This window comes from Algoriphagus aestuariicola, assembly GCF_017254835.1.
Taxonomy (GTDB): Bacteria; Bacteroidota; Bacteroidia; order Cytophagales; family Cyclobacteriaceae; genus Algoriphagus; species Algoriphagus aestuariicola.
Map to the genome: position 1 here is coordinate 1,081,791 of NZ_JAFKCW010000001.1, position 23,173 is coordinate 1,104,963.

Below are 23,173 nucleotides of genomic sequence, written 5' to 3' on the forward strand. Positions count from 1 at the left end.
TGATCGCCATGACTTTAAAAGCCTGTCCCTCAGGATTACGGGAAGGGACGGGCTTCCTCGGTGGTAATGGGAATTCCCTAAATCAATCCGGAAGGATACCTATTCCTGGATCAAAAAAGAAAGTTGGGATTAGTTAAATGGATAAAGAAGCAAATCGATAAATTCGGTCTCACCGAAGACGATTTGGGCCTCAAAACTGCTGAATTTTAAGGGTTTTGGATGCCGTTAGTCAGAATTTGAATAGGCAACACCTTATGAAAATAAATACTCACGCTGACAAGACATCGGAACCCATAAGTCAAGCCGTTGTGAATAGTTTACCCAAACAGCAAAGTAGTGGCGAATCAGCTTTTAAGCTTGTGGACAACAGACCAGAGGCTATTGCACAAAGGAAACTACAAGAAGCGATTAACAATAACCCTCGTCGTGTTCAGCAATTGAAAGCGAATCCGCAGGTGGCAAAAAATAACCCTCAGATAAAGCAACTAAGGGATTACCAGGCCATGGCTGATAATTTCGCTTCTCAAACTGTACAAGGAAAAGAAAACTTGGCAGACGGCGGGTGGACGGGGGACAAAAACACGCAATTGCGTCAATCGCCGGCCGCTTCCGGCAATATCGTTCAATGTTATGGGCAGATCCGTTTTGCCAACCTGGCCAGCGATGCGAAATATCAGACAAAAGGAGCCGCCATTATCGCGGCTTTACAGGCAACACCGAATATCCAGAACTTCCTGGCCAATAAAAATGCAGTGATCACGCTGGAAAGCGACCCGCAACTGGCTTCTGTACGTGTGAGGGACGATCAAGTGCAAATCACGCTTTCCCCCTGGTTTTTCGAACAGGAAAGCCGGGGCAGGATTCTCGGCATGCTGGCGCATGAGTTCGGCGTCCACCCACTTGCCGACGAAGCTTTGACAGGGCCGGAGCAAGCCCAGGAAACTCTGGACATAACGAATAATACCGCTTTCCCTACCGGTATTCCCGGACATCCTGGCCACACGATCACACCGGGAGCAGCGGGGCAAACAGATCACGTCTTTGCCGCCGTTGCCGGTCAGCCACGTTTTATTTCTTATCAGCAAACGGCCTATCAGATGGCCAATGCCATGTACCTGCGTTCCCTGGCCCCTGGAGGCGATGTAACTGGGGCGCACGTCACCGACCAGATCATGACCTATCTATCGGATATCGCCATGATCCTGGCAACCAATGATCATCGGGGCCAGATTGTTTTGGAGCCTCAAAGGACCGCGGATGCCTTCAACCACCTGCGCACGGGGTGGCTTGCATTTGTCGGGGGACAACCGAATGGTGCCGCTCTGACGGGGCTTACGCCTGGTGCGAAATCCAAAGGCGATGTGCTGGGAGAGGTGACTGGCATGATGGGTAAATTCATTTTGTCGATCGGCACCGGCAGCAAGGATAACTCCCAAATCGAGCAAACCAAGACCGGCTTGTTCAATCCCACATATGCGGATCTCACCAATGCGCAAACAGGAGTGTTGGCCGATCATAACCTTAATTTACAGCCTAAAAATTCAGGGGCACCTACTCCTTCCTTTTTAGATGCACTCGATGACGTTACCGGCAATGCAGCAGGCCACAACCGGCTGCAGGCACGTGCGAATATTTTTGCTCACAGGCCCGATCCAGACCCGGCAACAGATGCGGCCCTTGGCCGGTTATTTGTGAACTTGACGAATAACACACTGGAGAGTCCCATATCTTCCGACAATCTGCATTACCTTGCTGTTTTCCTGAACTTAAAGATCCGCATTGTAAAAGCAAACGGACAAATGGAAGTGAAGGGAAATGGAGTGCGATGTACCCTGCTAGAAGTCGCCAAGCCCGCGCTACATTACCGTTTTGCAACTTGAGACCGGCTGCAATGAATAAAACTGCCAGTAACCACTAGGCTTTCGTTGCGTGTGAAGCACCGCCTGTCCGAATTTTTTCAGGAAACTGCTGAAGTTCTTATGGGGATTGAGTGGGGTAGTACCCAATAAAGGATTTGTAATCCCAAACCCACCTTTTCCCACCCAAAAATCCTCGGTTTCTACCCGATTTTTTTCTTTTTGTCCAAAAAATACCCTGTACTAGATATTTTTTAGCTCCAAATTTTTCCCTTTCTTGAGGAACCAACTCACTATCATCCAATTGCCAACCTTTAATTACTCGAATTATTCCTGCATTTCGGAGATTTATTGATTTTCCGATTTTTCCAAATGCTATAATTCATGAAGATCTCAGTCGGAGCGGACCAGGATCTTTAAGACAGGGATTTGAGGTGGTAGGGTAAATCAAACCGGTAGTAAAAGTTGCGAAAAAGGAACTTGATCACGTTCATGATATTGATTCATTTGTAAAATAAAAGCTGCACTAAAACTAAAACGCTAAAATGGAATCTTTTGACAAACTCGGTGAAATTTATGATAGGTCAGGGCCTTTTGGAGATGCCGAGGCTTCAAATGTTGATTTCCGAAAATTGAGAAATTCTTTCATCAACTTAAATTCGTTTCAGAATCAAACGATTGAAGAAACTTTAGATACCTCTACTCGAGTAATTGTCGGTAGAAAAGGATCAGGAAAAACTTTATATTTGAGGTTTATTCAAGATCATTATAGAAGGCTAAATTCAGAAAATGATAATACTGTATATATTACAGATATAGATAATAAACCAACAGATTCAGAGCTTATTACGAAAATCAATTCGTGGTTTGATAAAGATGATAGTAAAGCAGATGAAACGTGGAGAGGAATTTGGAAAATGGTTATACTAAGGACGGCATATACGCATTTATTCTATTCTAAAACTCTTGATAAATATATAACAAAAAAAGAAAAATTGGAGTTTTCTTCTAAGTATTCAAAAATATTGCCTAAAATTAACTCTCCAACTTCAATCTTCAATCAGTTAACTAATATATTAACTAGATTTAATTCTCTACAGGATTTAAATTTTTTTATGTTTGCAGATGAATGGGGGCATTTTGAATATGATATGAATTTGTTGATTAAATCAGCGCCTCCAATTTATTTCTTTATTGATCAACTGGACGATGATTTTTCACACGCGCCATATGATTGGTTAAAATGTCAATATGGCTTATTTTCTGCTATGTTTCGTTTTATCAGAGGCAATACTCTTGGGGGTAGACTGCATATAATAGCATGTATTAGAGAGTTGGTTTATGCCTATATTTTAAGTACTCAGCATGGAAGTAAGTACCTAAGTGAGCCTAAGATTAAAGTTATAAGATGGGATTATAACTTGGCAAAGCATTTTTTTGATAGAAAAGTTGAGTCTCTGGATGATTCTTTTTTTAAGAATCCAAGAAATGGAAAAACAATTCAAAATTTTTTCGGACTTTCTGAATTAAAACTTTCACGAGGTAAAGGATTTAATGAAGAAATCCATTCATATATACTAAGGCATACAATGCTTATGCCAAGAGATATTATAAATGTTGGCAATATATTTAATGAAAAATGCAATAATAGTTTGGGCTTTATTGAAAATGAGAATGCGTTGAAAGATGCTGTAAAATATGTTGCAAGACAAATTGCAAAGGAGCAAACTGTAATTGCTTCAATTTTAATTAGTACAAGTTGGATTTATAATGGAGTAGTAGAAGATGGTGCATTGTCAGTGTATACTGATGAGGTGATGGTGAATTCGATTAATGCCAATTTGTGTAAAATGATTAGATATATTGGGGAAGATAGGTTTTCAGGAAGAAAATTTAGTAATATCAATAAAAGCCTGTCTAAATTTGGATTTAAAGAGTCCGACCGGCCATTTAATGCGCTTTTCATTGCAGGTTTACTGGGGTATATAGAGTTAGATTCTAATAAAAATGAGAGAGCTGTATTTTTTTCCGAATCAAGAAATGCACTATTCGAAATTCCAAAACATAGAAAAAGCTATGTGTTTCATTCAAGTTTAATAGATTATTTAAATATAAAAGCTAAAGGAAAACCCGTGTATGCATAGTCTGACATTTAAAAATTGGGATGATTTTAAATCAAACATGATAAAAAAACTTTTGATTAGTTCTGGTAAATCCTCTATTAATTCATTTTTGTTTAGAGGCCAAGCAGACTCGAAGTGGGATTTAATTTCCTCTTTTGATAGAAAAGAAAAGAATAAATCTAAATACGACTTGCTATTGAGAAATTTCGAGTCTATTTGTAAGATATATAACTTTAATGAGGAATTGTTTAGCAAATCTAGAAACGAGCCTGAATTAATAGCAGCTTATGCGCAACATTATGGGCTTCCGACAAGACTTTTGGATTGGACAACAAGCCCATACTTCGCTGCTTTCTTTGCTTTCTCTGATGCGTATTCACTTAACATCAAGTCCAAGTCTTGCGTTGTTTGGGTAATTAATAGAGACTCAGTTTCACTTAATACGGCGCAGGGACTTAAATTTGTAAGTCTTTCAACTAATAAGTATAACTACAGGATAAAAAATCAACTAGGTCATTTTACCTTATCTCAACACTCAGAAAGTTCAATTGATGAGTTCGATAAAATGCTTTGTTTTAAATATCAGAGTGATGACTTACTCTGGAAAATGGAGATTAATTATAGTAGTATAGAAGAAGTTTTAGCTGATTTGGAGATAATGGGAATAACACCTAGTATTGCCTATCCTGATATAGAAGGGTATATAAAAGAAGCAATATATAAAACTGGTATTGGTGTTTATTTGTGAATTTGATGTTTAGAATTTTTTACAATGTGTAAGGTTGTATTTATGTAATAAAATTTATTTTGTTCACATAAAATCAACTGTTTACGGAATGATTGTTGTTTTGCTTACTTGATTTTCCATTTCCACCAGTCTTTCTCAAAGGTGATGTAGCTTCTGGTGTCCCCAAATCCCACAAAAATATCGTTTCCCAAGACCTCCAACACTTGGCCTGTGAAGGCGTTTCCGGGGTACTCGCCGATTTCTTTCCAGCTTTTGTCGGCGGGGTTGAATTGCCATATTTCCTTGAACTGCCGATCTTCGCCCGAGTAATCGCTTTCCTTTCCCCCAAGTATATACCCAAAACCATCATGGGAAAATCCCACGGCACTGTATCGTTTTATCCCAGGGAAATCCGCCAAGGTTTCCCAATGATCTGTAATCAGGTCATAGCTATAGACTGATTTGGTTCCCAATCCATTCCCCATTGGACAGACAAAATAGACCTTACTACCGATCCTGAAATTCGCTGAGAAGACTATAGGCGCTTGTGGCCCTGATTTTTGGATGTATTGAAAGTCAGCCAAGTTGATTTCGTAGGTTCTCATATCCAGGAAGAGAAAGGCCCTGTCACCTTCTACCTTTATCGTTCCATAGTCCATACCCTTCAGATTGGGCAATTCGGCTACTTTCTCCCAAGTGTCCGAAACTGGATCATAGGCGTGCACCGCGGAGTAGTAGATGTGGTCACAGGGTGAATTTAATTGGCAATTCAGCACACCTCCGGCGAAAACGTAGCCTTTTCCCTTGTAGGACATAACCTCACCTCCAATGAAGGGGCCGAGCGGAAATGGGGCTTTCTCGGCCCAGATGTCCGTATTTGGATTGTACTCCCAAAAATCCCCGTTATAGGTGGCGTTGGAGCCAAAGCCAGTGCCCATGTAGATTTTGCCCTCGATCGTAAAAGAAAAGGCTCCCGTTCGACCCTGGGTGGGAAATTCTCCCGCTTTGGAGAAGTCCAGAATGGCTTCCTCCCCATCGGGACTTTGTAGTTGCGGTTCCTCAGTTCCGGTACATCCAGAAAGCATTCCCAGGATCAGGACGACAGCAATATAGTGCTTCATCAATCTTAGTTTTAGTAGCAAAATGTGATTGGAAAGGTTTGAATGCCTTTTCCATTTTTTGATCGGATCTTCATTTCCAGACGGTTTGTTAAAAATGGAAGAGGCTGCGTAAGATTGGATATTTTGTGATCATGAAAAATACCCTGTACTGGGTATTTTTTAGTTTCAGATTTTTCGTTTTCTTTAAAAACCAACTTCTCTACCACCGCTTTGCAACCTGTTTATCCCTCCGATGATCCCTGCATTCCGGTTTCTTCTGATTTCCATTCTTCTCTTTGCATCCGTTTCCGCTTCGGCGCAGTCGGTGAGCAATGTATTTGTCACTAAGACAGGAGTCAAATACCACCGGGCTACGCAGACAGGTGATGAGGATCTCCAAGTCTGCCACTGCTCAAACTCCCTCTCCTCGAGGAGAGGGTTGGGGTGAGGTTGAAAGGAGGGGTGAGGTAGGAAAGCCAATTGAAAATTGGTTTGGATATTCAAGTGAAGTTGCAAACTTCACTCAGTCCCAATAAAATTTACCTACTCCCAGAAGGGGTTGTGCTGACGGATTTTTTTTCTGATAGGCTCTGACTATTAGTATTTTACACTCATAAATTGTAGTTTTAAGAATTAGCGTGTTTACGAATAACTCTGAAATATGACCGGCCGACTTATTCTAACATTTGTTTTTTTGATTTTCTGCATTTATGCATTTTACTCCCAGTGTATGCGCTATCAAAAACTCGGCAATGATGCGCAGAAAGCGGAAGATCCGGAGGAAACAAAAGCTCTAAGAAAAGCGCAGATTAGAATGCTGCCAAACATGATTTTGCTGGCCATCGGAATTGCCGGAAATTTGATCATAATCAAAATGATAATGTCTGGGCCTCAATGGGATGGTTAATTTTCATACTACTTGTCTGCTTCTTTTTGGTATACTTCACTAGGAGAAAAAAGAGGATAAAGGTCGACTACGAAAAAATTCATAGACAAAGGGAGGCTGAAAACGCACCGAAGATCCTATATCTCCGAGCTTTTGACGTAGACGGCGATGATGGTAGCAATGGCAATATATCCTTCCTTAAACTTTTGCCCAAGGAAATGGACTTGGCCGAACAGTTGATCAACCTTCCATATCATCTCGTTGCAGTTGGAAGGCCAAATGAAGAGGTTCCAGAAATTGGTTTTGACCGTAAGAAATTTTCAGACGACAAATGGCAAGACGCTGTGTTGCGGTTCATGAAGGAGAGTGAAATGATAATCTGGAGGCCTGACACTTCCCATGGTCTTTTTTGGGAGCTTTCAAAAATATTTGAATTGAATTACCGTAATAAGTTAGTTGTTTGGACGGAAATGGGCTATGAGAACCTGATTGATGTGCAAAAGACACGTTATGATATTTTTGCCCGAAAGGCTAACCAACAGTTCGAAGAAATCTTCCCCCCTTTCAATAGATATAAACAATTCATTGTGAGCAAAGAGAAAGATCACTGGGAAGCATTTATGTTTATTCAACATACCCCTTTGTTTAATAAAATATCAGGAGAAAAATAGTTGCTATATAGACAGGAATAGATGCATTTTTAGATGAAAGTGGACCGTGGGGACACCCTATCGGGAGGTACGTGGGAGAAGGGGCAGTGTACCAAAATGATCATTAAAGTATCATGTATGGATTGTAAAACAATATTTAATTCAATAGGGTTGCTTCTTACAATAATTGGAATTTGTATTATGTATTTCAACTCACCATTAAATTCACATACTATAGATGGGGGTGGGGCTGATACAGACTTTTCTAAAAGTGAGAGAACTACAAACAGAAAAAATAAATTATTGAAATTAGGGGTCTTCGTCGTGATTTGTGGGACATTTTTACAATTAGTAAGCAATTTTTTTCCGTAGTTATTTTAACCATAACATAATGGGCAATAAAAACCATTGGAGGCAATAGAATAAAAATTATCAGATGAAGCAATCAATTAGTGTATTTACTAGTTTTCAGTCGACAGTTGGTAGCTGGATATTCCGGCGCATATTGACACCCTAGATCCGGAGGAATTTCAGTTTCGAAAAGTGCCTTCAGGCGCTTCATTCGACTGACATTCCGGCGGATAGCCTGTCCCGAGTATCGGGGTTGACCCCCAAAGCGGGATTTCCGTCTGGATTCCGGAGTATATTTGTCCACCCTATGATCCCTGCATTTCGGCTTCTTAAGCGGGAAAAAATCATTTTGGATCTGCAAATGTCTCCTATTCCACTTCAGATATGTTTTTTAGTCGATTTTTACCAGCTCAATAAAGGATTCTTTCAAATGAACAAAGTCATTATCCTTTGTGAATAAGGTGGCATTGACCACAGAAGCTGTGGCGGCAATCCAAATATCATTTTGACCAATAATTTGGGACTTTCCTGCATTTAAATGCGGATGGTTGTTTTGGCAATAGGCCTGTATTGCTGCATAGGCTTTCATCAGTTTTTCATCTCTGCCATCAATAGATAATATGATGGATTTCTCCAAAAGCTTTCTCCAGCGTTGAGTCTGTTTTTCACCGTAATTTTTTCTCAGGAAAAAACCCTCAATTTCCCCAATGCTGATCGCAGAAAGTAAAATAATGGAGCCTGCATCAGTCAATAAGTGATGTTCCTCCTCTATCTTTCGGAAGGTTGCATCTCCTCTCATATAATGTAGAATCAAGGAGGTGTCGAGGAGGACTTTTTTCATAAATCCAGATCCTTTAGTAAAGCTTCAAACTCTTCGTCAGTTTCCGAACCGGGCCAGGAACCAACGATCAGGTTCAGAGGGTTAGTTTCTTTTCCTTCTTTTAATTGTCTGCTGATCTGCTCCTCCAGACTTTCATGCCTGGGTTTCTTGGAGAAAAAAACATCTCCATCAGCCTGATCAAATATCTGCTCTATTTCTATGGCGAATCTTTTTCCCGGCTTATAGTGTTTTGTTCCTACTACGGTGGCCTCTTTGCCCCACCAATCCTTGATTTTATCGGTGTCAAGCTTTTCCGACAAAAAAGCATCCACCAGTCCCTCCCTGGTCAAAATCCTTACTTTTTGCGTGCTGAATTTCAACTCCTCTATTCTTCCGTTGATTATAGTTCCTTCTGAGGCAGGGATTTCTTCTTCTATTACCTGAATCTGTTTGAAATCAGACTTTTTAAGTGAAAATTCTGAAATGGTCCCCTCATTCTTTATAGAGAAAACTTCCTCATCACCCTTAAACGATTTTTTAAAGTTTATGAGCTCCTTCAGGAGAGGTTTGTCCAGTAGATCACTCTCCTCAGGACTTTGCAAAGCCGCCATGAAGGATTCCACTACCAGACTTATTGGGGTTTTTTGGGGCAGGTCCTGTTGATGCTCTATTCTGAACAGATCTGTTTGAAAAGAGGGTAGGGTCTTTTCGAAGGTCTCGCTTTGAAGGCATAAAATGGTACTCCCTTTTTCTATGCCTGTCAGAGTTACTTTCAGTGCATCCTCCAGTTTCCATATCTTTTTGGCTTTGCTCAGTCCTTTTAGCCTAAGCATTAATGCCCCTTCCGCTATTTTTCTCAAACTTTCTGAGATATTGGAAAGCCTCTGGAGATCAATGCTGCCATCGTTATCCGATGCATGCGCTATTTTTAGTTCATACTTCATGATTTATTTTTTATTCCAAGCTGCTCTTTATACCTGCCTTATTCTCAGGAGTGCAATGCTCACTTCCCCTCCAATATCCTCCGTATAGCCTCGTTCATCTGCAGCATCGTCTCCATCATCTTCATCATCACCTCGGTTTGTTTTGCATCGGTAGCTTTGTAAATGCTGTTTGTTTGAATTGCAATATTATTTGAGCCAGTAATCGCTTCAACATAATTACTTGGCTGAGCTGAAATCAAATGAAGTGGATCCACTTTAAAAAATTCAGAGACCTTTTGGACTAGATCCACAGTGATTTTGCTTTCTCCCCGTTCGTATTTGGTGTAAGTGGCTTCCTTAATTCCAAGGTAATCAGCAACCTCTAAAGCTTTTGTGTCTGTTAGTTTTCGATACAGATAGAAATTCCTGCCGATTTTTTTGTTCTCCAAGACGGTGAATCCTGATTCTTCCTCTTCTCTCATAGTAATGTGGTTTGTCCAAAAATAGAGTTTTTAAGCCTATTGAGCCTTGTTTTATGTAAATAGTAGTTTTAAACTACTTTTTATCGATTTTATACTACCGAATTTATTCTTTTTTAGGAATTCATCCTGTTAAAATTGTCTAAGAATCATTTCAAATGGGAAATTTCGCGACAATTACCGCCTTTCTTCATTCTTCTTCTCTCTTTCAGACGAAGGGCAATGTCTCTTATTTGCATTTGGAGTGTCTCTATTTGACAGATTTCCAGAGAGGCGGTCTGTCGATTTATGACCGCCTGTATCCCCTCAAGCCCAAGCAGCCTGTTTGAAAAATAGGCTATGGCATTTCGCAGTCTAGTTTGTGCATAGAGATTACCATGAGACGTCGAATTTCTAATTCTTCGGTCTTCGGTCTTCGGACTTCCGACCCAATAGACATTCTTAGGTTCACGTAGTTTCAGACCTAGGCAAGCTGCAGTTAACCATAGCCACCTAGCACACTTTTTCTCCCCGATTGCCCGACTAGGACCTTGTACCCTCCGGTTGGCATACCACCACTGATCCGGGAGTGACGCATCGATAAGCTCTTTCCACTGCAGGGGAATCTTCGCTTATCCATTCAATCTATTTCTTAACCTGAAGCTGGCCATTTGGAGGTCGGGTGGGAGACTTGTGCGCCGTGGCGTAGGATTGCTTTTGCTGTACCGTTGACCCAAGGATGAGATCTCTCCTCCTGGGTCGTCGAAATGACGTCTCCGGCATTGGGAATCGTACTCGGCCCTCGACCGCGGTCGCTGAGTATAGTGAACCATGGCCCGCTTGGTACTTTGGACTTGGTACTTGGTACCCCATACTAAATACCTAGTATCACCTACAAAGGCACCAGCTTCAAAACAACCTAAAAGCATATGGAAAAATTCCTACAAACATGCTTCCTGGCATTGCTATGCCTATTCGGAAGCACCTTCTCAGCCCAGAGCAAAGTTGCTGAGTCACCCGGGGCCGATCTTCTTCATAGGTTCGCCGGCCCCACCGTCTCCCCGCATTCAGGAGACACCCATCGGGGAGGGGAAACCCTCTCCGATACTTTCTTCCCTAGCTATTCTGCATCCCCCGACAACCTGACAATCAGGCAAGCCAGTTTCTCCCCCTTCAGGGGGCCGGGGGGTACAACCGGACAACCGGACAACCCGACAACTCTACCGTCTTCTGTCTCCCGTCTTCCGTCTCAACGTGGAGTTATTCCCTCTGATACCATTACTGGTCTAATTCGGGATAGTGGAACACTCTACCTAGAGCTGGCCACCTCCGTAGCCACAGATTCCCTTGACCTCCGATTCTGGGACCATCTGGTCAGCCAGCGCAAGTCGGTCACCCCCGGTACTTCCGTCGCCATCCCCGCGAGGGAAGGGAATATGTTTGAAGGGAGCAGGAATTATTACGTGTTCACCACCCCCTTTCCCGACGCGGACTCGCATGGCTTTTTCTCCATTGGAAAGGGGAGAAATGCCCTGGCAAAGCATTGGATCTATTTTCCGGGTGATCGGCTGCGTATCCGAACCGACCTGCTTGCGGGTTCCTTGGTCTTTGGGGGCCCGGACGCGGACTTCTACCGCTTGCAGTACGAAGTGGATTTGGCTTTCCGAGAGGAACAGTTCAATACGGCTCCAGTCCTGCTTTTTACGGATTCTGCCACCTTTCTCCAAGACCCGGTCAAAGCCGGCCTTTGGACGCAATCAGGCACCCGGCCCCAAGACATTTTTGTCCGCTTGAGGCTGGTCGAAAGCACCGAGGAGGCCTGGTCGGAATTTGAAGCCTTCGCCAATAACTCTTGGCTGGACCATCCGGCCATGAAGGTACTGGAGCGCTATGTCTCGCTCCTTCCGCCGGAGCGCCTGGACTTGGTGGAAACCGCCATCAAAGGGCAGCTCTTTTACACCGGCATCAACAAGGCCGAAGCTGCCTGGCCCCATATCCAAAAAGACCCGCAGAAAGTGGCTAGGCTTCGGGAATGGGTCGCTGGATTTTGGCTGACTGATAGTCCTTATTCCCATCCGCTTCTCGCGCAGGGGCTCTACCAATGGTCCATCATGGAGGCCATGGCGGGGCAAAAGCCCATTTCGGAGGTCTTCGCCGCATTGCCCAATCCGCTCAGGGAGGAGGTCATCGCCTTCTACATCCTGGACAACTTCAACCGTATGGAAGACCGCCTTCCGGGGATCATCGCCCAAAACCTCCCGCTGGTGGAATCCCCGTGGATCAGAGAACGCTTGGAAGCACTGGCGGATTCGGATAGCCGGATGTTCTCCGCAGCCGGGATGTATCTGGAGGACGGTTCCATGCTGAACCCCAAAGCCCTGGAAGGAAAGACCCTCCTGATCCACTTCTGGATTTCGGGATGCAAGTTTTGCCTCTACGACTACCAGACGGTGATGCGCGAACTCAGCGCCACCTATGCCGACGATGACCAAGTCCAGATTGTGACCGTCAATGCGGATGCCAGTCCCGACACCTGGAGAAAAAGCCTGGCGACGGGAGACTACACCTCGGAATCGGCGCTCAACCTCTGGGTGCCGAAGGGGACGGGATTGCTGAAGAGCCACCGCATCCATTCCTTTCCCCAAAAGTTGCTCGTCAGTCCTGACGGCCACATTCAGCTCCAGACCATCAACCACCAAAGCGTCGATGAGCTTTCCACTAAGCTGGAAAGCATGCGACCCGCGAGTACCCCTGCCTTTTCCCCACCTCAAACCACCGACCTATGAAAACATTCCTGATCATCCTTCTTGCACTGACCGGATGGATAGCACCCGCGCAGTCCCGTCAAGCCGCAAAGGTGCACCTCTCTGGAACCGTGTTTTCCGACGAAGGACTCCCCCTCCCGGGAGCCCTGATCTACCTGATGGATACCGATTTCCGTGTGATTACCGACGGGGAAGGCGCGTTCCGTCTGGAGGCACCAGCGGGAGATTACACGCTGACGGTTTCCTACATCGGCATGCAAACCCATCGCGCCGATGTTGTCCTCCCCTTGGATAAGCCGCTGCTTATTCGGCTGGAGCCGCAAGCCCTGGAGCTTGGGGCCGTGGAAATCGTGTCCACAGGCTACCAAACCCTCCCCAAAGAACGGGCGACGGGTTCCTTCGTCTTTTTGGGCAGCCAGCTGGTCCAGCGGAAAGTGAGTACCAACATCCTCGAACGGCTGGAGGACGTGACCTCGGGACTGATTTTCAACCGGGGGCCACAGGCCGCTGGCGATCCCATCACCATCCGGGGCAGGAGTACCATCTACGCCAATTCCTCGCCCCTGATCATCGTGGACAATTTCCCCTACGACGGGCCCATCGAAAACATCAACCCCAATGACGTGGCCAGCATATCCGTTCTCAAAGATGCGGCAGCCTCGTCCATCTGGGGAGCCAGGGCGGGCAACGGGGTGATCGTCATCACTACCCATCGCGGACGCACGGGGCAGCCCCTACAGGTGAGCCTCAATGCAAATGTGACCCTGACCGAGCCTCGGGATTTGGGCTATGTCCCCCAGATGTCCATATCGGACTTTGTGGACATAGAGCAGTACCTCTTTGGCAGGAACTTTTACCGCAGTCAAGAAAACAATGCCAACAAGCCTGCCTTGTCTCCCGCGGTGGAAACGATGATCGCATTGAGGGACGGCATGATCAGCCAGCAGGAGGCGGATGCCAGGATGGCCCTGTACCGGCAATCCGACATCAGGGGGGACATTGCCGACCATTACCTGCAACCGGCCCTCAACCAACAGTACTCCCTAAGCCTAACTGGGGGAGGGAAGGCCTCGGCCTACCAGATCTCACTGGGCTATGACCACAGCCGGGCGGATATTGTCGGCAACGGCCGTTCCCGCTGGACCCTTGCCACGGGCAACAGCTGGAAAGCCTGGGACGATAGGCTGGAGGCGGGGATACAGGTCAACCTTGCCCACCAAAACTCCAGCACCACGACGGTATTGCCCAGCGGTTTTCCCTATGACCGCCTCTCGGATGAATCGGGCAGTCCCCTCGTGATCACCAATACCTATAGCACACGATACCTGGAATCGGTCAAAGACCAAGGACTGCTGGACTGGACCTACACTCCCTTGGATGAAATCAAGGGCCTCGACTACCAGACGGAGGCCTATGACCTCCGGATCACACCCCACATCCGCTATGCTTTTGGAAGCCGTCTAAAGTTGGGTGTCTACTACCAGTTTTGGAGGAATCTGGGCAATACCGCCAACCGGGATCCCCAATCGCTATTCTATACCCGGGACCAGATCAACAAATACACCCAGAGCGATGCAGACAAGGCTTTGTCCTACCCGGTACCGGTTGGGGATATCCTTTCGGCCTCCCAGTCAGGTTCGTTTTCCCATACCTTCAGACCCCAGCTTGAGTATCAAAACAAGTGGAAAGAAAAGCACTTCCTGAACCTGCTTGCCGGAGCGGAGATTCGGGACTTGCAGGGCGAATACCACAGCACACGGTACTATGGCTATAGCGAAGACATGGGCACCAGCCTTCCCGTTGACAGGGTGGGGAGGTACCCCTTCTACTACAATCCCGGCCAGCAGGGAGCAATCCTTTCCGGGGATTCCCATGGCGGCAACACAGACCGTTTTGTGTCCTACTATGCGAATGTGGGCTATGACTTTGAGCACCGCTACTTTCTAACGGGCAGCATTAGAAAGGATCAGGCGAATATCTTCGGGGTGGAAGCCAACATGCGGGGCGTACCGCTCTGGTCGGTAGGAGGGGCTTGGATCATTTCCGAGGAGCTGTCCGCAGACAGGCCCAAGATGCCCTTTCTGAAACTGAGGCTCACCTACGGTTCAGCCGGAAACGTGGACAAAGGGCTCTCCGCGGCCGTGACGGCCCAGTACGTCAACTTCCAGTTTTACGACGTGCTTCCCAGCTTGGTGGGAGCGGTGATCGTCAATCCCCCCAATCCGGCATTGCGATGGGAAAAAGTCAACACCGCCAACCTGGCCCTGGACTTGGAAACCCAGAATGGATTTCTTTCCGCTTCGGCTGAATACTACCGCAAGCATTCCAGGGACCTCTTGGGTGAATACTCCGTCCCTGCCTCGAGTGGCATGACTTCCTTTACCGGCAATTTTGCGGAAACCCAAGTCAGGGGAGTGGATCTGACGCTGTCGGCACGCTGGTTTCGGGGGGCTTTTGGCTGGACCTCGATCCTGCTTCACAGCAGCCTCGGGGAAGAGGTGCTGGACTTTGAGAAGAAGCCCACCGTCAACAACCTGCTTGCTACCGCATCAGGCCCCAGTGCGCAACCCATCGTAGGCCGTCCCCTCTATGGAATCTATACCTACGAATGGGCGGGATTGGATCCCCAGACCGGAAACCCCATGGGATACCTCAACGGGGAGCCCAGCATGGACTACCTGGGAATCTCCAGGGCTGCGACCATAGACAATCTCCAATATCATGGGCCCGCCAGACCGACAAGCTTTGGATCCCTGAGAAACGAGTTGTCCTACAGGGGCTTTGGCCTTTCGCTAAACATCTCCTACCGTTTGGGATACCACTACAAAAGAAAGTCCATCGATTATTTTACCCTGTTGAGAGGGGAGATTGGCCATGGGGATTTTGACAAGAGATGGCAAAATCTTGGAGACGAAGCACAGACGCAGATTCCATCCCTTCCTGCTACCGCAGATACCCGCAGGAATGCCTTCTATTCCAACTCCGCCATCTTGGTGGAGCGGGGCGACCATATCCGTCTGAACGACGTGCGCCTGTCCTATACCTGGGATAGGGGAAAGTATCCCGGACTTCCTTTTCGATCCCTTCAGGTTTATGGCTATGCGGGAAATCTCGGCCTGCTCTGGAAGGCTTCCAACGATAGCCTTGATCCCGATTTCCAAAGTTCCAAAGCCATGGGGACCTTTTCCTCTGGCCTCAAAATCGACTTCTGAAACAAACAATCGGGGTAAAAGGAGGTGCTTTCTTCATAAGGTTAGTTGATAAACCCAAATATCCTCCCGGCGGGTGCTACCCGCCACCCCTTTTCAAAACGGCATAAACATGAAAAATCCAAACCAATTCATCCTTTCCCTGATGATCCTTTTCGTCACTATTTCCTGCGACGGTTTTTTGGAAGAAAAGCCCGAGAAATCCATTCTGGTACCCAGCACGACCAAAGACATCCGTGCACTGTTGGACTATTACACTTCCCTCAATGCCAATGCCTTGGTCAGTTTCGTGCTTGCCGATGACTGGGAGACCAGCTCGGCAAACTGGGAGACCCTGAGCCCTTGGCAGCAAAATGCCTACCTCTGGCAGGAAGAAGTGTTCAACCCCGACGAGCGGTCCACGGATTACGTACTCTTGCACAAGAAGATTTTCTATGCCAACGTCTCCCTGGAAGCCTTGAAGGACATGTCCGCGGAGGGCGAAGCGGGGGAGCTGATGGGAGAGGCCCTGTTTGTCCGGGCAATGGCCATGTACCAGCTCGGGCAGCTCTTTCTTCCCCATCCAGCCAACACCGCAAGTGGGGACATCAGGATCCCCTTCAAGTTTACCGCGGATATGGACGATCCGGGAAAATGGCTTGATGTTTCCGAACTGTTGGCAATCGCGGAGAAGGATCTGGAAGATGCCTATGGGCTGCTGCCGAAAAATGCCGCATATCCAAACCGTCCGGAAAAGATTACGGCGAAAGCCCTGCTTTCCAGCCTGTACCTGTACAGGGGCAACTATGGCCAGGCCTTGGAAGCTGCCAATGAAGTGATCGAATCAGGCCGGGCATTGATGGACTACAGTAAGCTTGATTCTGATGCGCCCTATCCCTTTGCGCTTTTCAACGAGGAAACGCTGTATTATGGAGTGACCAGTAGCTTTTCCGTCACCGCCAGCTCCGCTACCTACATCAATCCTGTGCTTTACAGCCTGTATGGGGACAATGATCTGAGGAAAAACCTGTTTTTTACTCTCGATGCGGAGGGGCTGCCTTTGTTCAAAGGGTCCTACCTGGGCGATTACAATCTGTTTTCCGGAATTAGCCTGTCAGAAGTTTTTCTGAACGGAGCGGAATCCGCTTTTCGTCTGGGCGATACACAGAATGGGACTGCGCTGCTGAAGGCATTGGCGGTGATGCGCTATTCGGATCGGGACCTGTGGCTGGAGGAGCAGGGAGAAATTGATTTGGAATCTGCTTTGGAGGAGAGAAGGAAGGAATTGGTGTTCCGCGGTACCCGCTGGTCGGACATGAAGCGGCTGGCAGCGAACGGGGAATTGACCCTGCCTTTGGCAAGGGAAATAGGAGGGACAGGCTACCTCCTGCAGGACATGGGGCAGTTTACATTGGCCTTGCCTGACTTGGAATTTGGTCTGGAGGGGCTACACTAAAAAAAAGCCCGGGAGCGACCCGGGCCCGATTGTTCAAGATCCAATCAATTGGCGGGAGGGAGAGGGCCTCTTTTCACGAATTCCCTGTCTTCCCCAGGATTGATGGGATTGCCGTTGACGTCGTGCAGACATTCGACGTCCTCTTCTTCATCACAGGTATAGGTCGTCGGGCCGGGAGTGATCCCGGTGACGTTATACCACTGTCCGGCGGATTCACCATAGACATTCATTGCTGAATCCTTGGGTGAAAATGCCGCCGCCGCAAACGCTGCCAGCACAAAGGCCAGCAGCGGTAATCTCTTGGTTATTGCATTCATGATTTCATTTGTTTGTGAGGGTTGTCCCTCGGTGAAACATAAAACAGGCGGTACTCAGGACCTCCGGCGCGGGAGTCCCTTCCGTGGAAGTCATCCCTAGTAGGGAATCCCTCCAAGGACTTTGCGCCAGAGGCTGAACCGTCCGGGGTACCCCAGTCAGGGAGCCGGTTCCGCTCCCTGCACCGCCGAGAGTTAGCAGGCCTTTCAACTCCCTGCATTAGAAAGGGACGGTGCAATTTTGTTCTTTTCCATCTTGGGAATGACAAAGGCCAACATGAGGCCGATCTTGTATCTTTTCCCAATAGAAGCCCGCGGGAGATTAGGGCCTCACAATTTAAAACCCACTCAATCGGCAGGGGGAAGAGTTCCCCTGATTACGAAGATTTTGTCTTCCCCATGATTGATCGGGTTGCCGTTGACGCCATCATAGAGACACACTGAGTCTTCGTGATCGTCGCAGGTGTAAGTAACTGGTCCGGGAGGAATTCCGGAAAGGGCGTACCATTGACCACCGGATTCTGCATAGTAATTCATTGCAGAATCTTTTGGTGAAAACGCCAGCGCTGCAAATGCCGCCAGCATAAAGGCCAGCAGGGGCATTTTATTCAATAATTTGTTCATAATCATTGACCCTTTTTTAACCCATCAAAAAGGGACAAACCGTTTCATCCACCGCCTACTCTAATAAGGGTTTTCGGCATCGCCCTACAGGGAATTTATCAGCACCGGTCCGTCTCGAGCTCGGGTCGTTTCGAGGGATGAAGTTCCCAATGTCATTTTTTGCAGTCGGTACTTGCAAGGTTTTGACTGCGGAGCAGTGATCCCACCTCACTGCTCCATTTTTTTGACATTTTCACTAAGGATCTATTGATGTTCTGTCGGCTATTAGTTATATTTCTATATGAGAAGTTGAGAATCTCCCTTAAAGCCCTATCACCTCAAGCCCAAGAAGCCCTCTTGGGCTTTTTTTACATCGCGTGGTCAGTGCCTGCCTCGCCGCTAGGCGGGTCCCCACGGACCATCGGACCATTTGGCGTCACCGCTCCGTCCTCCAGCATTTTTTCTTCTGCTGTCACCATGTTTCCTGCGCCGGAGGCAATGGATTGGGTTTGTCTGATGCCAAGGGTTCCGCTGCGCTGCACCCCTGCCCGCCCGCCGTGGCGGGGCTACAAAGATTCCGCTCCTACGGAGCTGCTTCCAGTTGTCCTGCTTCACCAGACCCCGAAGGGGTCAAACTTCTAAATAACCGCGGGTGAAACCCGTGGCAATTCCCAAGGAAACTAAATCCCGACCCCGTAGGGAGTCGAACTGCTTCCCGCTGTCCTGCTTCTCACACGATTTTATCGAGGCCGGACTATTTCCCAACAACTCACCACTCACTAATTACTACTTACCCCTGACCACTGCGACTGCCAACTATCATTTCAGCTTTCATACTTCATCTTTCTGCCTTCCATCCATACTCCGTAAACCGAAATACCAATCAATCCCAGATTCATCCAGAAATGCTCCGCCCATCCGAGACTCTCCAACACCCCGGCACAGTTACACGGCACCCTCGGAAAAGCTCCTGCCCAGATCAGCCCCACATAGGTAGTGAAGATGGTAAGGAGGAGGATGCTTGAGAGAAACCCCCACCATCTGGTGGCTGAAAAGAGCAGGAGCAGGGCAATCAGCAACTCGACTCCAGGAACTAAGTAGCTCAGCACTTCGGCAAGGTCGGGCGGGAAGGTCTGGTTGTGAAAGGCATTTCGACTGTCCCTAAAGCGGATCAGTTTGTCCAGTCCGGTATATCCAAAAACAAGTGTTAAAACTGAACTCAATACGGTATCCCATCCCTTCATAGCTCCGCGAATTAGTTATTCAAATTTCACGGCACAGTGAGGATTAAAACAATTCTTAGCTATATAAACCCCTTCTCAAGGTATAAACACCCCAAATAAAGGTACGGATCCTCTATTTCCCAGTGCTTCATTTCGCTGATCCTCTAGACGATTTGAAATCCCAATCTTGAATCATAGGATCAGTAATCCGATTAAACAGCGACGGTCGGCTATTTGCATCAACTCATACGTCTGCTTGCTAAAGGCAGGACATTTCACATCTCACAAAAAAATATCAAGGGCTCAAACTGTCAAAAACCGTTACGCCTTTCCGTCTTTGTGAGAAAATAACTCCTGGAGAGGATTTGATATCCGGTCCAATTTTTTTTCGTGATTTTCAATCTCAACTATACCAAGGCTTAGCCTTAGGCTAGCATAAGCCGCAACTTTGGCGCTCATCCTATCTAAATTTAGAGGAAACTTCTCCATTCATCATTCGGCCTTGGTTATTCGATATTTTTATCATCTCAGATTTCATACTTCATACTTCAAACTTCAAATTTCATACTTCATACTTCACACTTCATCCTTCATACTTCACACTTCACCCTTCAGGCTCCATCCTTCTAGTTTTTCATCTGCCTACTGCCTACTCTCAACCTCCTAATTTTATATCCTACTCACTAAAAGAAAATAGTCAAATTATTTTTTCATTAATACAACTTATTTATATTGAGTCGTTTGGAGCTCCAAAGCTGTACATAATCAGGCCTGTAATTGGTGGGTGATCATTTTTTTTGACTCGCCTAGAAAGTATCGTTTGTAATCCAATGCTGAACAATAGAAAAACAATCTATGCTCAGGATATCATGATTTTCACTGGCAGAAGTAGATCTTATGCTTATAAAATTTTAAAGCAAGTGAAAGAGAGTGTGGGAAAGAAAAAGCATCACCTGATTACCATTCAGGAATTCGCCGATTTTCATCATATCACAGTCACTGAAATAGAAGAAGTGATCTTCTATAAACCCCGAAAATGAAAAGGACCTGCCTTTGAATTTGACAGATCCTTTGATTTGGAGGTTATCTCCGCCGGAATGACGATCCGGATTGTATGGCCTTTGTTCGGCTAAGAGTTAAGAAGTAAATACCAGGCTCCTAAGCATCCCCTTTTTGCACATTCAAGATGCTCGATTAGCCTTACTGGATACTCGTAATTGTTGTTGTAGGACACTCACTGGTAATGCTGGTCATCAGTTTTTTTCCATGAGTCCTTTCCTTGTTCAACTTCTTGATTCTAAATCTCTTGATTGCTTCCATGCAATCGTTTCTTTCCTTCTGTGTTAGCATAGATCCTTGATTTGGTATGTATGAAAACTATTTTTAATCACCTTGAAAATCAAATTGAGGGTACAGAAACCCTTCCTGAGGGTATAGTTCAGCTGAATGAGGGTACAGAGCGCATCTTTACGCTGATGAAAAATAGACCCAGCCTGGTCATTTGGTTGATCTGGATAGTTATTACAGGTGTTGATTTGATCATCAGACTTATAGGAGCAATCCCCTTGGCTTCTTTTCCTGCAATCTTGGTCAATTTCGCCGGTGGGGTTGCAATTAGCCAATTCCTGTTTTTTCATTTCCTGCCTCGGGTTTTTCTCAAAAAAAAGTGGCTTCTGGAATTTGTTCAGCTTATACTAATCCTGGTTGTATATATGCTGGCAAAGTATTTCATCCTGATGCCAGGGCTTGTTGATGTGCCTTCTATTAGAGCTTTTTTCGGGAATGAGGCGACCCGGTTTTTTCATTTTTCTGTCTACATTATAGTCATTTGGTTCTTTTATATAGACGGAAAAAGACAGGAGCTTCATAAGAAAATGGAAGTCGAACACCTTAGACTGGAGACCGAGCACAAATCATCTCAGCTAAGCCAGCATTTTGTTCTCAATTGGATTAGCACATTCTTGATTGAGGTGAAAAATGTTTCCCCTGACCTAGCCCATAAACTTTCCAAGTTTACTGAAGTCCTGTCTTACAGTTACAAGGACCCAAATCATCCCAATTCCCTTGGTCAGGAAATCCGCGTGGTCAAAAGTTATCTTGAAAGCCAACAGTTTCGCTTCAAAGAAAAACTTAACCTCAAATTTTCCATCAATCTAAGAGGCATAGATCCGGGTGAATTTCAGCTCCCGAAATGGATCTTGATGACTCTGGTGGAAAATGTCTTCAAACATGGCAATTGCCTAAATTCCCTACATCCATGTTTGATTTCCATGGATATGTTTCCGGCTGAATACAAGGGCTATTCTTTTGCCATTTCCATTTCAAATGATTTGAATAGGGCCGACCCAGTGAGACCATCCGGATTCGGAGTCAAAACTGTACGGCGGATTCTCAATTACTATTTCCAAGATCGATTTCAGCTTTTTACTGCTAAATCCGAAGCTGAATTCAACCTTTTCCTTCAAATTCATTACGGTCAAAACCATGCCAGTGTATAGGGAGATTTGTGCTTTTTGTTTGGTGTATCAGGATCATATAAGAGGGTCTCCAGGTATTTTTGGTTGACCTTATTGATCAATTCTTTAACCCGTTTTATGCTTTAGGATCCCTAGTAGCCTGTCCCGTCCGCCGCAGCGGATTGGCTCGGAACAGGAATGCTCTTGCATTTGGCGGGTTTGACCTAACCCAGCTCAATATGTCGGATAAAATATATAAACTCGGAATCATCGATGATGAAGATTCTAGCCGGGAGATTCTGGCTGGGATCCTTTCCTTTATCCCTGGATATGAAATTTCATTTTCAATAGGAGATCCATTCCAAGCGTTGGATAACATCGAAAAACACAAAATAGATATCCTGTTTTTGGATATGGAAATGAAAGGGTTTGGCGGACTGGAAATAGCCAAACGAATAGAAAATAAAAATATACCGATAATCGCCTGCTCTGCCTATTCTAAATACGGAGTTCCAAGCTTCAGATATAACGTCGTTTATTTCATACTAAAAATTGCCAACGACTATGAAGTTTCCTATGGTTTGGATAAAGCCAAAAAAATGCTCGAAGGCACCTGCTATAAAAAGGATTTTTCATTTAATGACAATGTCGTTTTCGTGAAAGTCATTGGTGAACCTAGTCTCGTTTCCGTCAATACGCTTGACATAAAATACATAGAACAAAAAAGGAAAGTGTCTTTTGTTTACATGGAGTCCGATGAAATTCTTCGGATCCCAAGTCCTTTATATCAGACTTTGGAAACATTCAATCGCCCTTTTCTGTGTAAAATCCACCGCTCATTTGCGGTTAACTACCTTAAAATCAAATCGGTATATCCAAATCACTGTCTTCTGGAAAAAGGGATTAAAATCCCAATAGGGGAGGACTATCACCAATCATTCTTTGAATTCCTCAAAAAAAACTCACTGGATTGAGCCTTCAAATGATGGATCCACTCGCTCCGGATATTAATCCTAAAAAGCTCCATCGGAGCGACCTATAAGTAGCCTGGGGTTTCAACCCCAAGATAAGCGAGCCACGCATGCCCCACTGCTTACTGCACACTGAACACGGCTTACTGCACACTGAACACTGCCGACTGCCCCACTCGCTGGCGCAGATAGCCAGTTTGGAAACGGAACCTACCTGCCAGCGAAACGGAGATGGAATTCCCCGCCGCAACCAATTTGCAATCCGACCTTCGTTGTGGTCCCTTGCCATATCAGACATATTGC

The 23,173-nt window shown here is 45.9% G+C and carries 20 protein-coding genes; 11 read left to right on the plus strand and 9 right to left on the minus strand.

Annotation, left to right across the window (positions count from 1 at the left end):
* Positions 1-254 precede the first annotated feature (254 nt).
* The 3 genes from J0A67_RS04645 to J0A67_RS04655 all read left to right on the plus strand — a co-directional run bounded on the left by J0A67_RS04645 (position 255) and on the right by J0A67_RS04655 (position 4,727).
* Positions 255-1,880 carry a hypothetical protein gene (locus J0A67_RS04645; protein WP_206568095.1) on the plus strand — a complete coding sequence of 542 codons (1,626 nt, stop codon included), beginning with the start codon at positions 255-257 and terminating at the stop codon, positions 1,878-1,880.
* Between the two features lie 521 nt (positions 1,881-2,401).
* Positions 2,402-4,000: a P-loop ATPase, Sll1717 family gene (locus J0A67_RS04650; RefSeq protein ID WP_206568096.1), complete on the plus strand. Its 1,599-nt coding sequence runs from the start codon at positions 2,402-2,404 to the stop codon at positions 3,998-4,000.
* Entirely contained in the window at positions 3,993-4,727 is a 735-nt protein-coding gene (locus J0A67_RS04655) for an FRG domain-containing protein (RefSeq protein ID WP_206568097.1), read from the plus strand. Before J0A67_RS04650 ends, J0A67_RS04655 begins: the two co-directional genes overlap by 8 nt.
* 104 nt (positions 4,728-4,831) lie before the next feature.
* On the opposite strand, the gene J0A67_RS04660 is transcribed toward J0A67_RS04655, so the two are convergent.
* Together J0A67_RS04660 and J0A67_RS04665 are read right to left on the minus strand one after the other, a co-directional pair.
* On the minus strand, positions 4,832-5,827 hold the full coding sequence (locus tag J0A67_RS04660; RefSeq protein ID WP_206568098.1) for a Kelch repeat-containing protein: 996 nt from the start codon (positions 5,825-5,827) through the stop codon (positions 4,832-4,834).
* A 183-nt stretch (positions 5,828-6,010) separates the two neighbouring features.
* Positions 6,011-6,286: a hypothetical protein gene (locus J0A67_RS04665; protein ID WP_206568099.1), complete on the minus strand. Its 276-nt coding sequence runs from the start codon at positions 6,284-6,286 to the stop codon at positions 6,011-6,013.
* A gap of 250 nt (positions 6,287-6,536) precedes the next feature.
* Between J0A67_RS04665 and J0A67_RS04670 the strand changes: the two genes are divergently transcribed.
* Entirely contained in the window at positions 6,537-6,713 is a 177-nt protein-coding gene (locus J0A67_RS04670) for a hypothetical protein (protein WP_206568100.1), read from the plus strand.
* 197 nt (positions 6,714-6,910) lie between these two features.
* Complete coding sequence (locus J0A67_RS04675; RefSeq protein WP_206568101.1) at positions 6,911-7,363, plus strand: hypothetical protein; 453 nt, start codon at positions 6,911-6,913, stop codon at positions 7,361-7,363.
* A gap of 721 nt (positions 7,364-8,084) precedes the next feature.
* On the opposite strand, the gene J0A67_RS04680 is transcribed toward J0A67_RS04675, so the two are convergent.
* Genes J0A67_RS04680 through J0A67_RS04690 form a run of 3 tightly spaced genes read right to left on the minus strand, consistent with a single transcriptional unit; the run spans position 8,085 to position 9,918 of the window.
* Positions 8,085-8,534: a type II toxin-antitoxin system VapC family toxin gene (locus J0A67_RS04680; protein ID WP_206568102.1), complete on the minus strand. Its 450-nt coding sequence runs from the start codon at positions 8,532-8,534 to the stop codon at positions 8,085-8,087.
* Positions 8,531-9,457, minus strand: a complete 927-nt coding sequence (locus J0A67_RS04685) for a hypothetical protein (protein WP_206568103.1) — start codon at positions 9,455-9,457, stop codon at positions 8,531-8,533. The genes J0A67_RS04680 and J0A67_RS04685 overlap by 4 nt, the downstream gene beginning before the upstream one ends.
* A 59-nt stretch (positions 9,458-9,516) precedes the next feature.
* A complete protein-coding gene (locus tag J0A67_RS04690; RefSeq protein WP_206568104.1) occupies positions 9,517-9,918 on the minus strand; it encodes a helix-turn-helix domain-containing protein in 402 nt (133 codons plus the stop codon).
* Positions 9,919-10,823: 905 nt separating this feature from the next.
* Here J0A67_RS04690 and J0A67_RS04695 point away from each other — a divergent pair.
* The 3 genes from J0A67_RS04695 to J0A67_RS04705 all read left to right on the plus strand — a co-directional run bounded on the left by J0A67_RS04695 (position 10,824) and on the right by J0A67_RS04705 (position 17,303).
* Positions 10,824-12,680 carry a TlpA family protein disulfide reductase gene (locus J0A67_RS04695; protein WP_206568105.1) on the plus strand — a complete coding sequence of 619 codons (1,857 nt, stop codon included), beginning with the start codon at positions 10,824-10,826 and terminating at the stop codon, positions 12,678-12,680.
* Entirely contained in the window at positions 12,677-15,871 is a 3,195-nt protein-coding gene (locus J0A67_RS04700; RefSeq protein ID WP_206568106.1) for a SusC/RagA family TonB-linked outer membrane protein, read from the plus strand. The genes J0A67_RS04695 and J0A67_RS04700 overlap by 4 nt, the downstream gene beginning before the upstream one ends.
* 109 nt (positions 15,872-15,980) lie before the next feature.
* The gene (locus J0A67_RS04705) at positions 15,981-17,303 is read left to right on the plus strand and encodes a RagB/SusD family nutrient uptake outer membrane protein (protein WP_206568107.1); all 1,323 of its coding nucleotides are present in this window, start codon (positions 15,981-15,983) and stop codon (positions 17,301-17,303) included.
* Between the two features lie 44 nt (positions 17,304-17,347).
* Here the strand turns inward: J0A67_RS04705 and J0A67_RS04710 are convergent, their stop codons facing one another.
* From J0A67_RS04710 to J0A67_RS04725, 4 genes are all read right to left on the minus strand, one after another.
* On the minus strand, positions 17,348-17,620 hold the full coding sequence (locus tag J0A67_RS04710) for a hypothetical protein (protein WP_206568108.1): 273 nt from the start codon (positions 17,618-17,620) through the stop codon (positions 17,348-17,350).
* Positions 17,621-17,965: 345 nt separating this feature from the next.
* Positions 17,966-18,241, minus strand: coding sequence for a hypothetical protein (locus tag J0A67_RS04715; RefSeq protein WP_206568109.1), 276 nt, complete (start codon positions 18,239-18,241; stop codon positions 17,966-17,968).
* A 347-nt stretch (positions 18,242-18,588) separates the two neighbouring features.
* On the minus strand, positions 18,589-18,762 hold the full coding sequence (locus J0A67_RS04720; protein ID WP_206568110.1) for a hypothetical protein: 174 nt from the start codon (positions 18,760-18,762) through the stop codon (positions 18,589-18,591).
* A gap of 282 nt (positions 18,763-19,044) precedes the next feature.
* The gene (locus J0A67_RS04725) at positions 19,045-19,464 is read right to left on the minus strand and encodes a MauE/DoxX family redox-associated membrane protein (RefSeq protein WP_206568111.1); all 420 of its coding nucleotides are present in this window, start codon (positions 19,462-19,464) and stop codon (positions 19,045-19,047) included.
* An 809-nt stretch (positions 19,465-20,273) separates the two neighbouring features.
* Here J0A67_RS04725 and J0A67_RS04730 point away from each other — a divergent pair.
* The 3 genes from J0A67_RS04730 to J0A67_RS04740 all read left to right on the plus strand — a co-directional run bounded on the left by J0A67_RS04730 (position 20,274) and on the right by J0A67_RS04740 (position 22,873).
* Entirely contained in the window at positions 20,274-20,483 is a 210-nt protein-coding gene (locus J0A67_RS04730) for a hypothetical protein (protein WP_206568648.1), read from the plus strand.
* Between the two features lie 330 nt (positions 20,484-20,813).
* Positions 20,814-21,941: a histidine kinase gene (locus J0A67_RS04735; protein WP_206568112.1), complete on the plus strand. Its 1,128-nt coding sequence runs from the start codon at positions 20,814-20,816 to the stop codon at positions 21,939-21,941.
* Positions 21,942-22,138: 197 nt separating this feature from the next.
* Complete coding sequence (locus J0A67_RS04740) at positions 22,139-22,873, plus strand: LytR/AlgR family response regulator transcription factor (RefSeq protein ID WP_206568113.1); 735 nt, start codon at positions 22,139-22,141, stop codon at positions 22,871-22,873.
* Positions 22,874-23,173: the final 300 nt, after the last annotated feature.

What these genes read in the sequence shown, in the direction of transcription:
- J0A67_RS04700 (WP_206568106.1), top strand. Translation starts at nt 12,677, where the DNA reads ATGAAAACATTCCTGATCATCCTTCTTGCACTGACCGGATGGATAGCA.
- J0A67_RS04730 (WP_206568648.1), top strand. Translation starts at nt 20,274, where the DNA reads ATGCTGAACAATAGAAAAACAATCTATGCTCAGGATATCATGATTTTC.
- J0A67_RS04690 (WP_206568104.1), bottom strand. Translation starts at nt 9,918, where the DNA reads ATGAGAGAAGAGGAAGAATCAGGATTCACCGTCTTGGAGAACAAAAAA.
- J0A67_RS04645 (WP_206568095.1), top strand. Translation starts at nt 255, where the DNA reads ATGAAAATAAATACTCACGCTGACAAGACATCGGAACCCATAAGTCAA.
- J0A67_RS04680 (WP_206568102.1), bottom strand. Translation starts at nt 8,534, where the DNA reads ATGAAAAAAGTCCTCCTCGACACCTCCTTGATTCTACATTATATGAGA.
- J0A67_RS04660 (WP_206568098.1), bottom strand. Translation starts at nt 5,827, where the DNA reads ATGAAGCACTATATTGCTGTCGTCCTGATCCTGGGAATGCTTTCTGGA.
- J0A67_RS04695 (WP_206568105.1), top strand. Translation starts at nt 10,824, where the DNA reads ATGGAAAAATTCCTACAAACATGCTTCCTGGCATTGCTATGCCTATTC.
- J0A67_RS04675 (WP_206568101.1), top strand. Translation starts at nt 6,911, where the DNA reads ATGGACTTGGCCGAACAGTTGATCAACCTTCCATATCATCTCGTTGCA.
- J0A67_RS04735 (WP_206568112.1), top strand. Translation starts at nt 20,814, where the DNA reads ATGAAAACTATTTTTAATCACCTTGAAAATCAAATTGAGGGTACAGAA.
- J0A67_RS04710 (WP_206568108.1), bottom strand. Translation starts at nt 17,620, where the DNA reads ATGAATGCAATAACCAAGAGATTACCGCTGCTGGCCTTTGTGCTGGCA.
- J0A67_RS04670 (WP_206568100.1), top strand. Translation starts at nt 6,537, where the DNA reads ATGCGCTATCAAAAACTCGGCAATGATGCGCAGAAAGCGGAAGATCCG.
- J0A67_RS04705 (WP_206568107.1), top strand. Translation starts at nt 15,981, where the DNA reads ATGAAAAATCCAAACCAATTCATCCTTTCCCTGATGATCCTTTTCGTC.
- J0A67_RS04740 (WP_206568113.1), top strand. Translation starts at nt 22,139, where the DNA reads ATGTCGGATAAAATATATAAACTCGGAATCATCGATGATGAAGATTCT.
- J0A67_RS04715 (WP_206568109.1), bottom strand. Translation starts at nt 18,241, where the DNA reads ATGAACAAATTATTGAATAAAATGCCCCTGCTGGCCTTTATGCTGGCG.
- J0A67_RS04655 (WP_206568097.1), top strand. Translation starts at nt 3,993, where the DNA reads ATGCATAGTCTGACATTTAAAAATTGGGATGATTTTAAATCAAACATG.
- J0A67_RS04685 (WP_206568103.1), bottom strand. Translation starts at nt 9,457, where the DNA reads ATGAAGTATGAACTAAAAATAGCGCATGCATCGGATAACGATGGCAGC.
- J0A67_RS04725 (WP_206568111.1), bottom strand. Translation starts at nt 19,464, where the DNA reads ATGAAGGGATGGGATACCGTATTGAGTTCAGTTTTAACACTTGTTTTT.
- J0A67_RS04650 (WP_206568096.1), top strand. Translation starts at nt 2,402, where the DNA reads ATGGAATCTTTTGACAAACTCGGTGAAATTTATGATAGGTCAGGGCCT.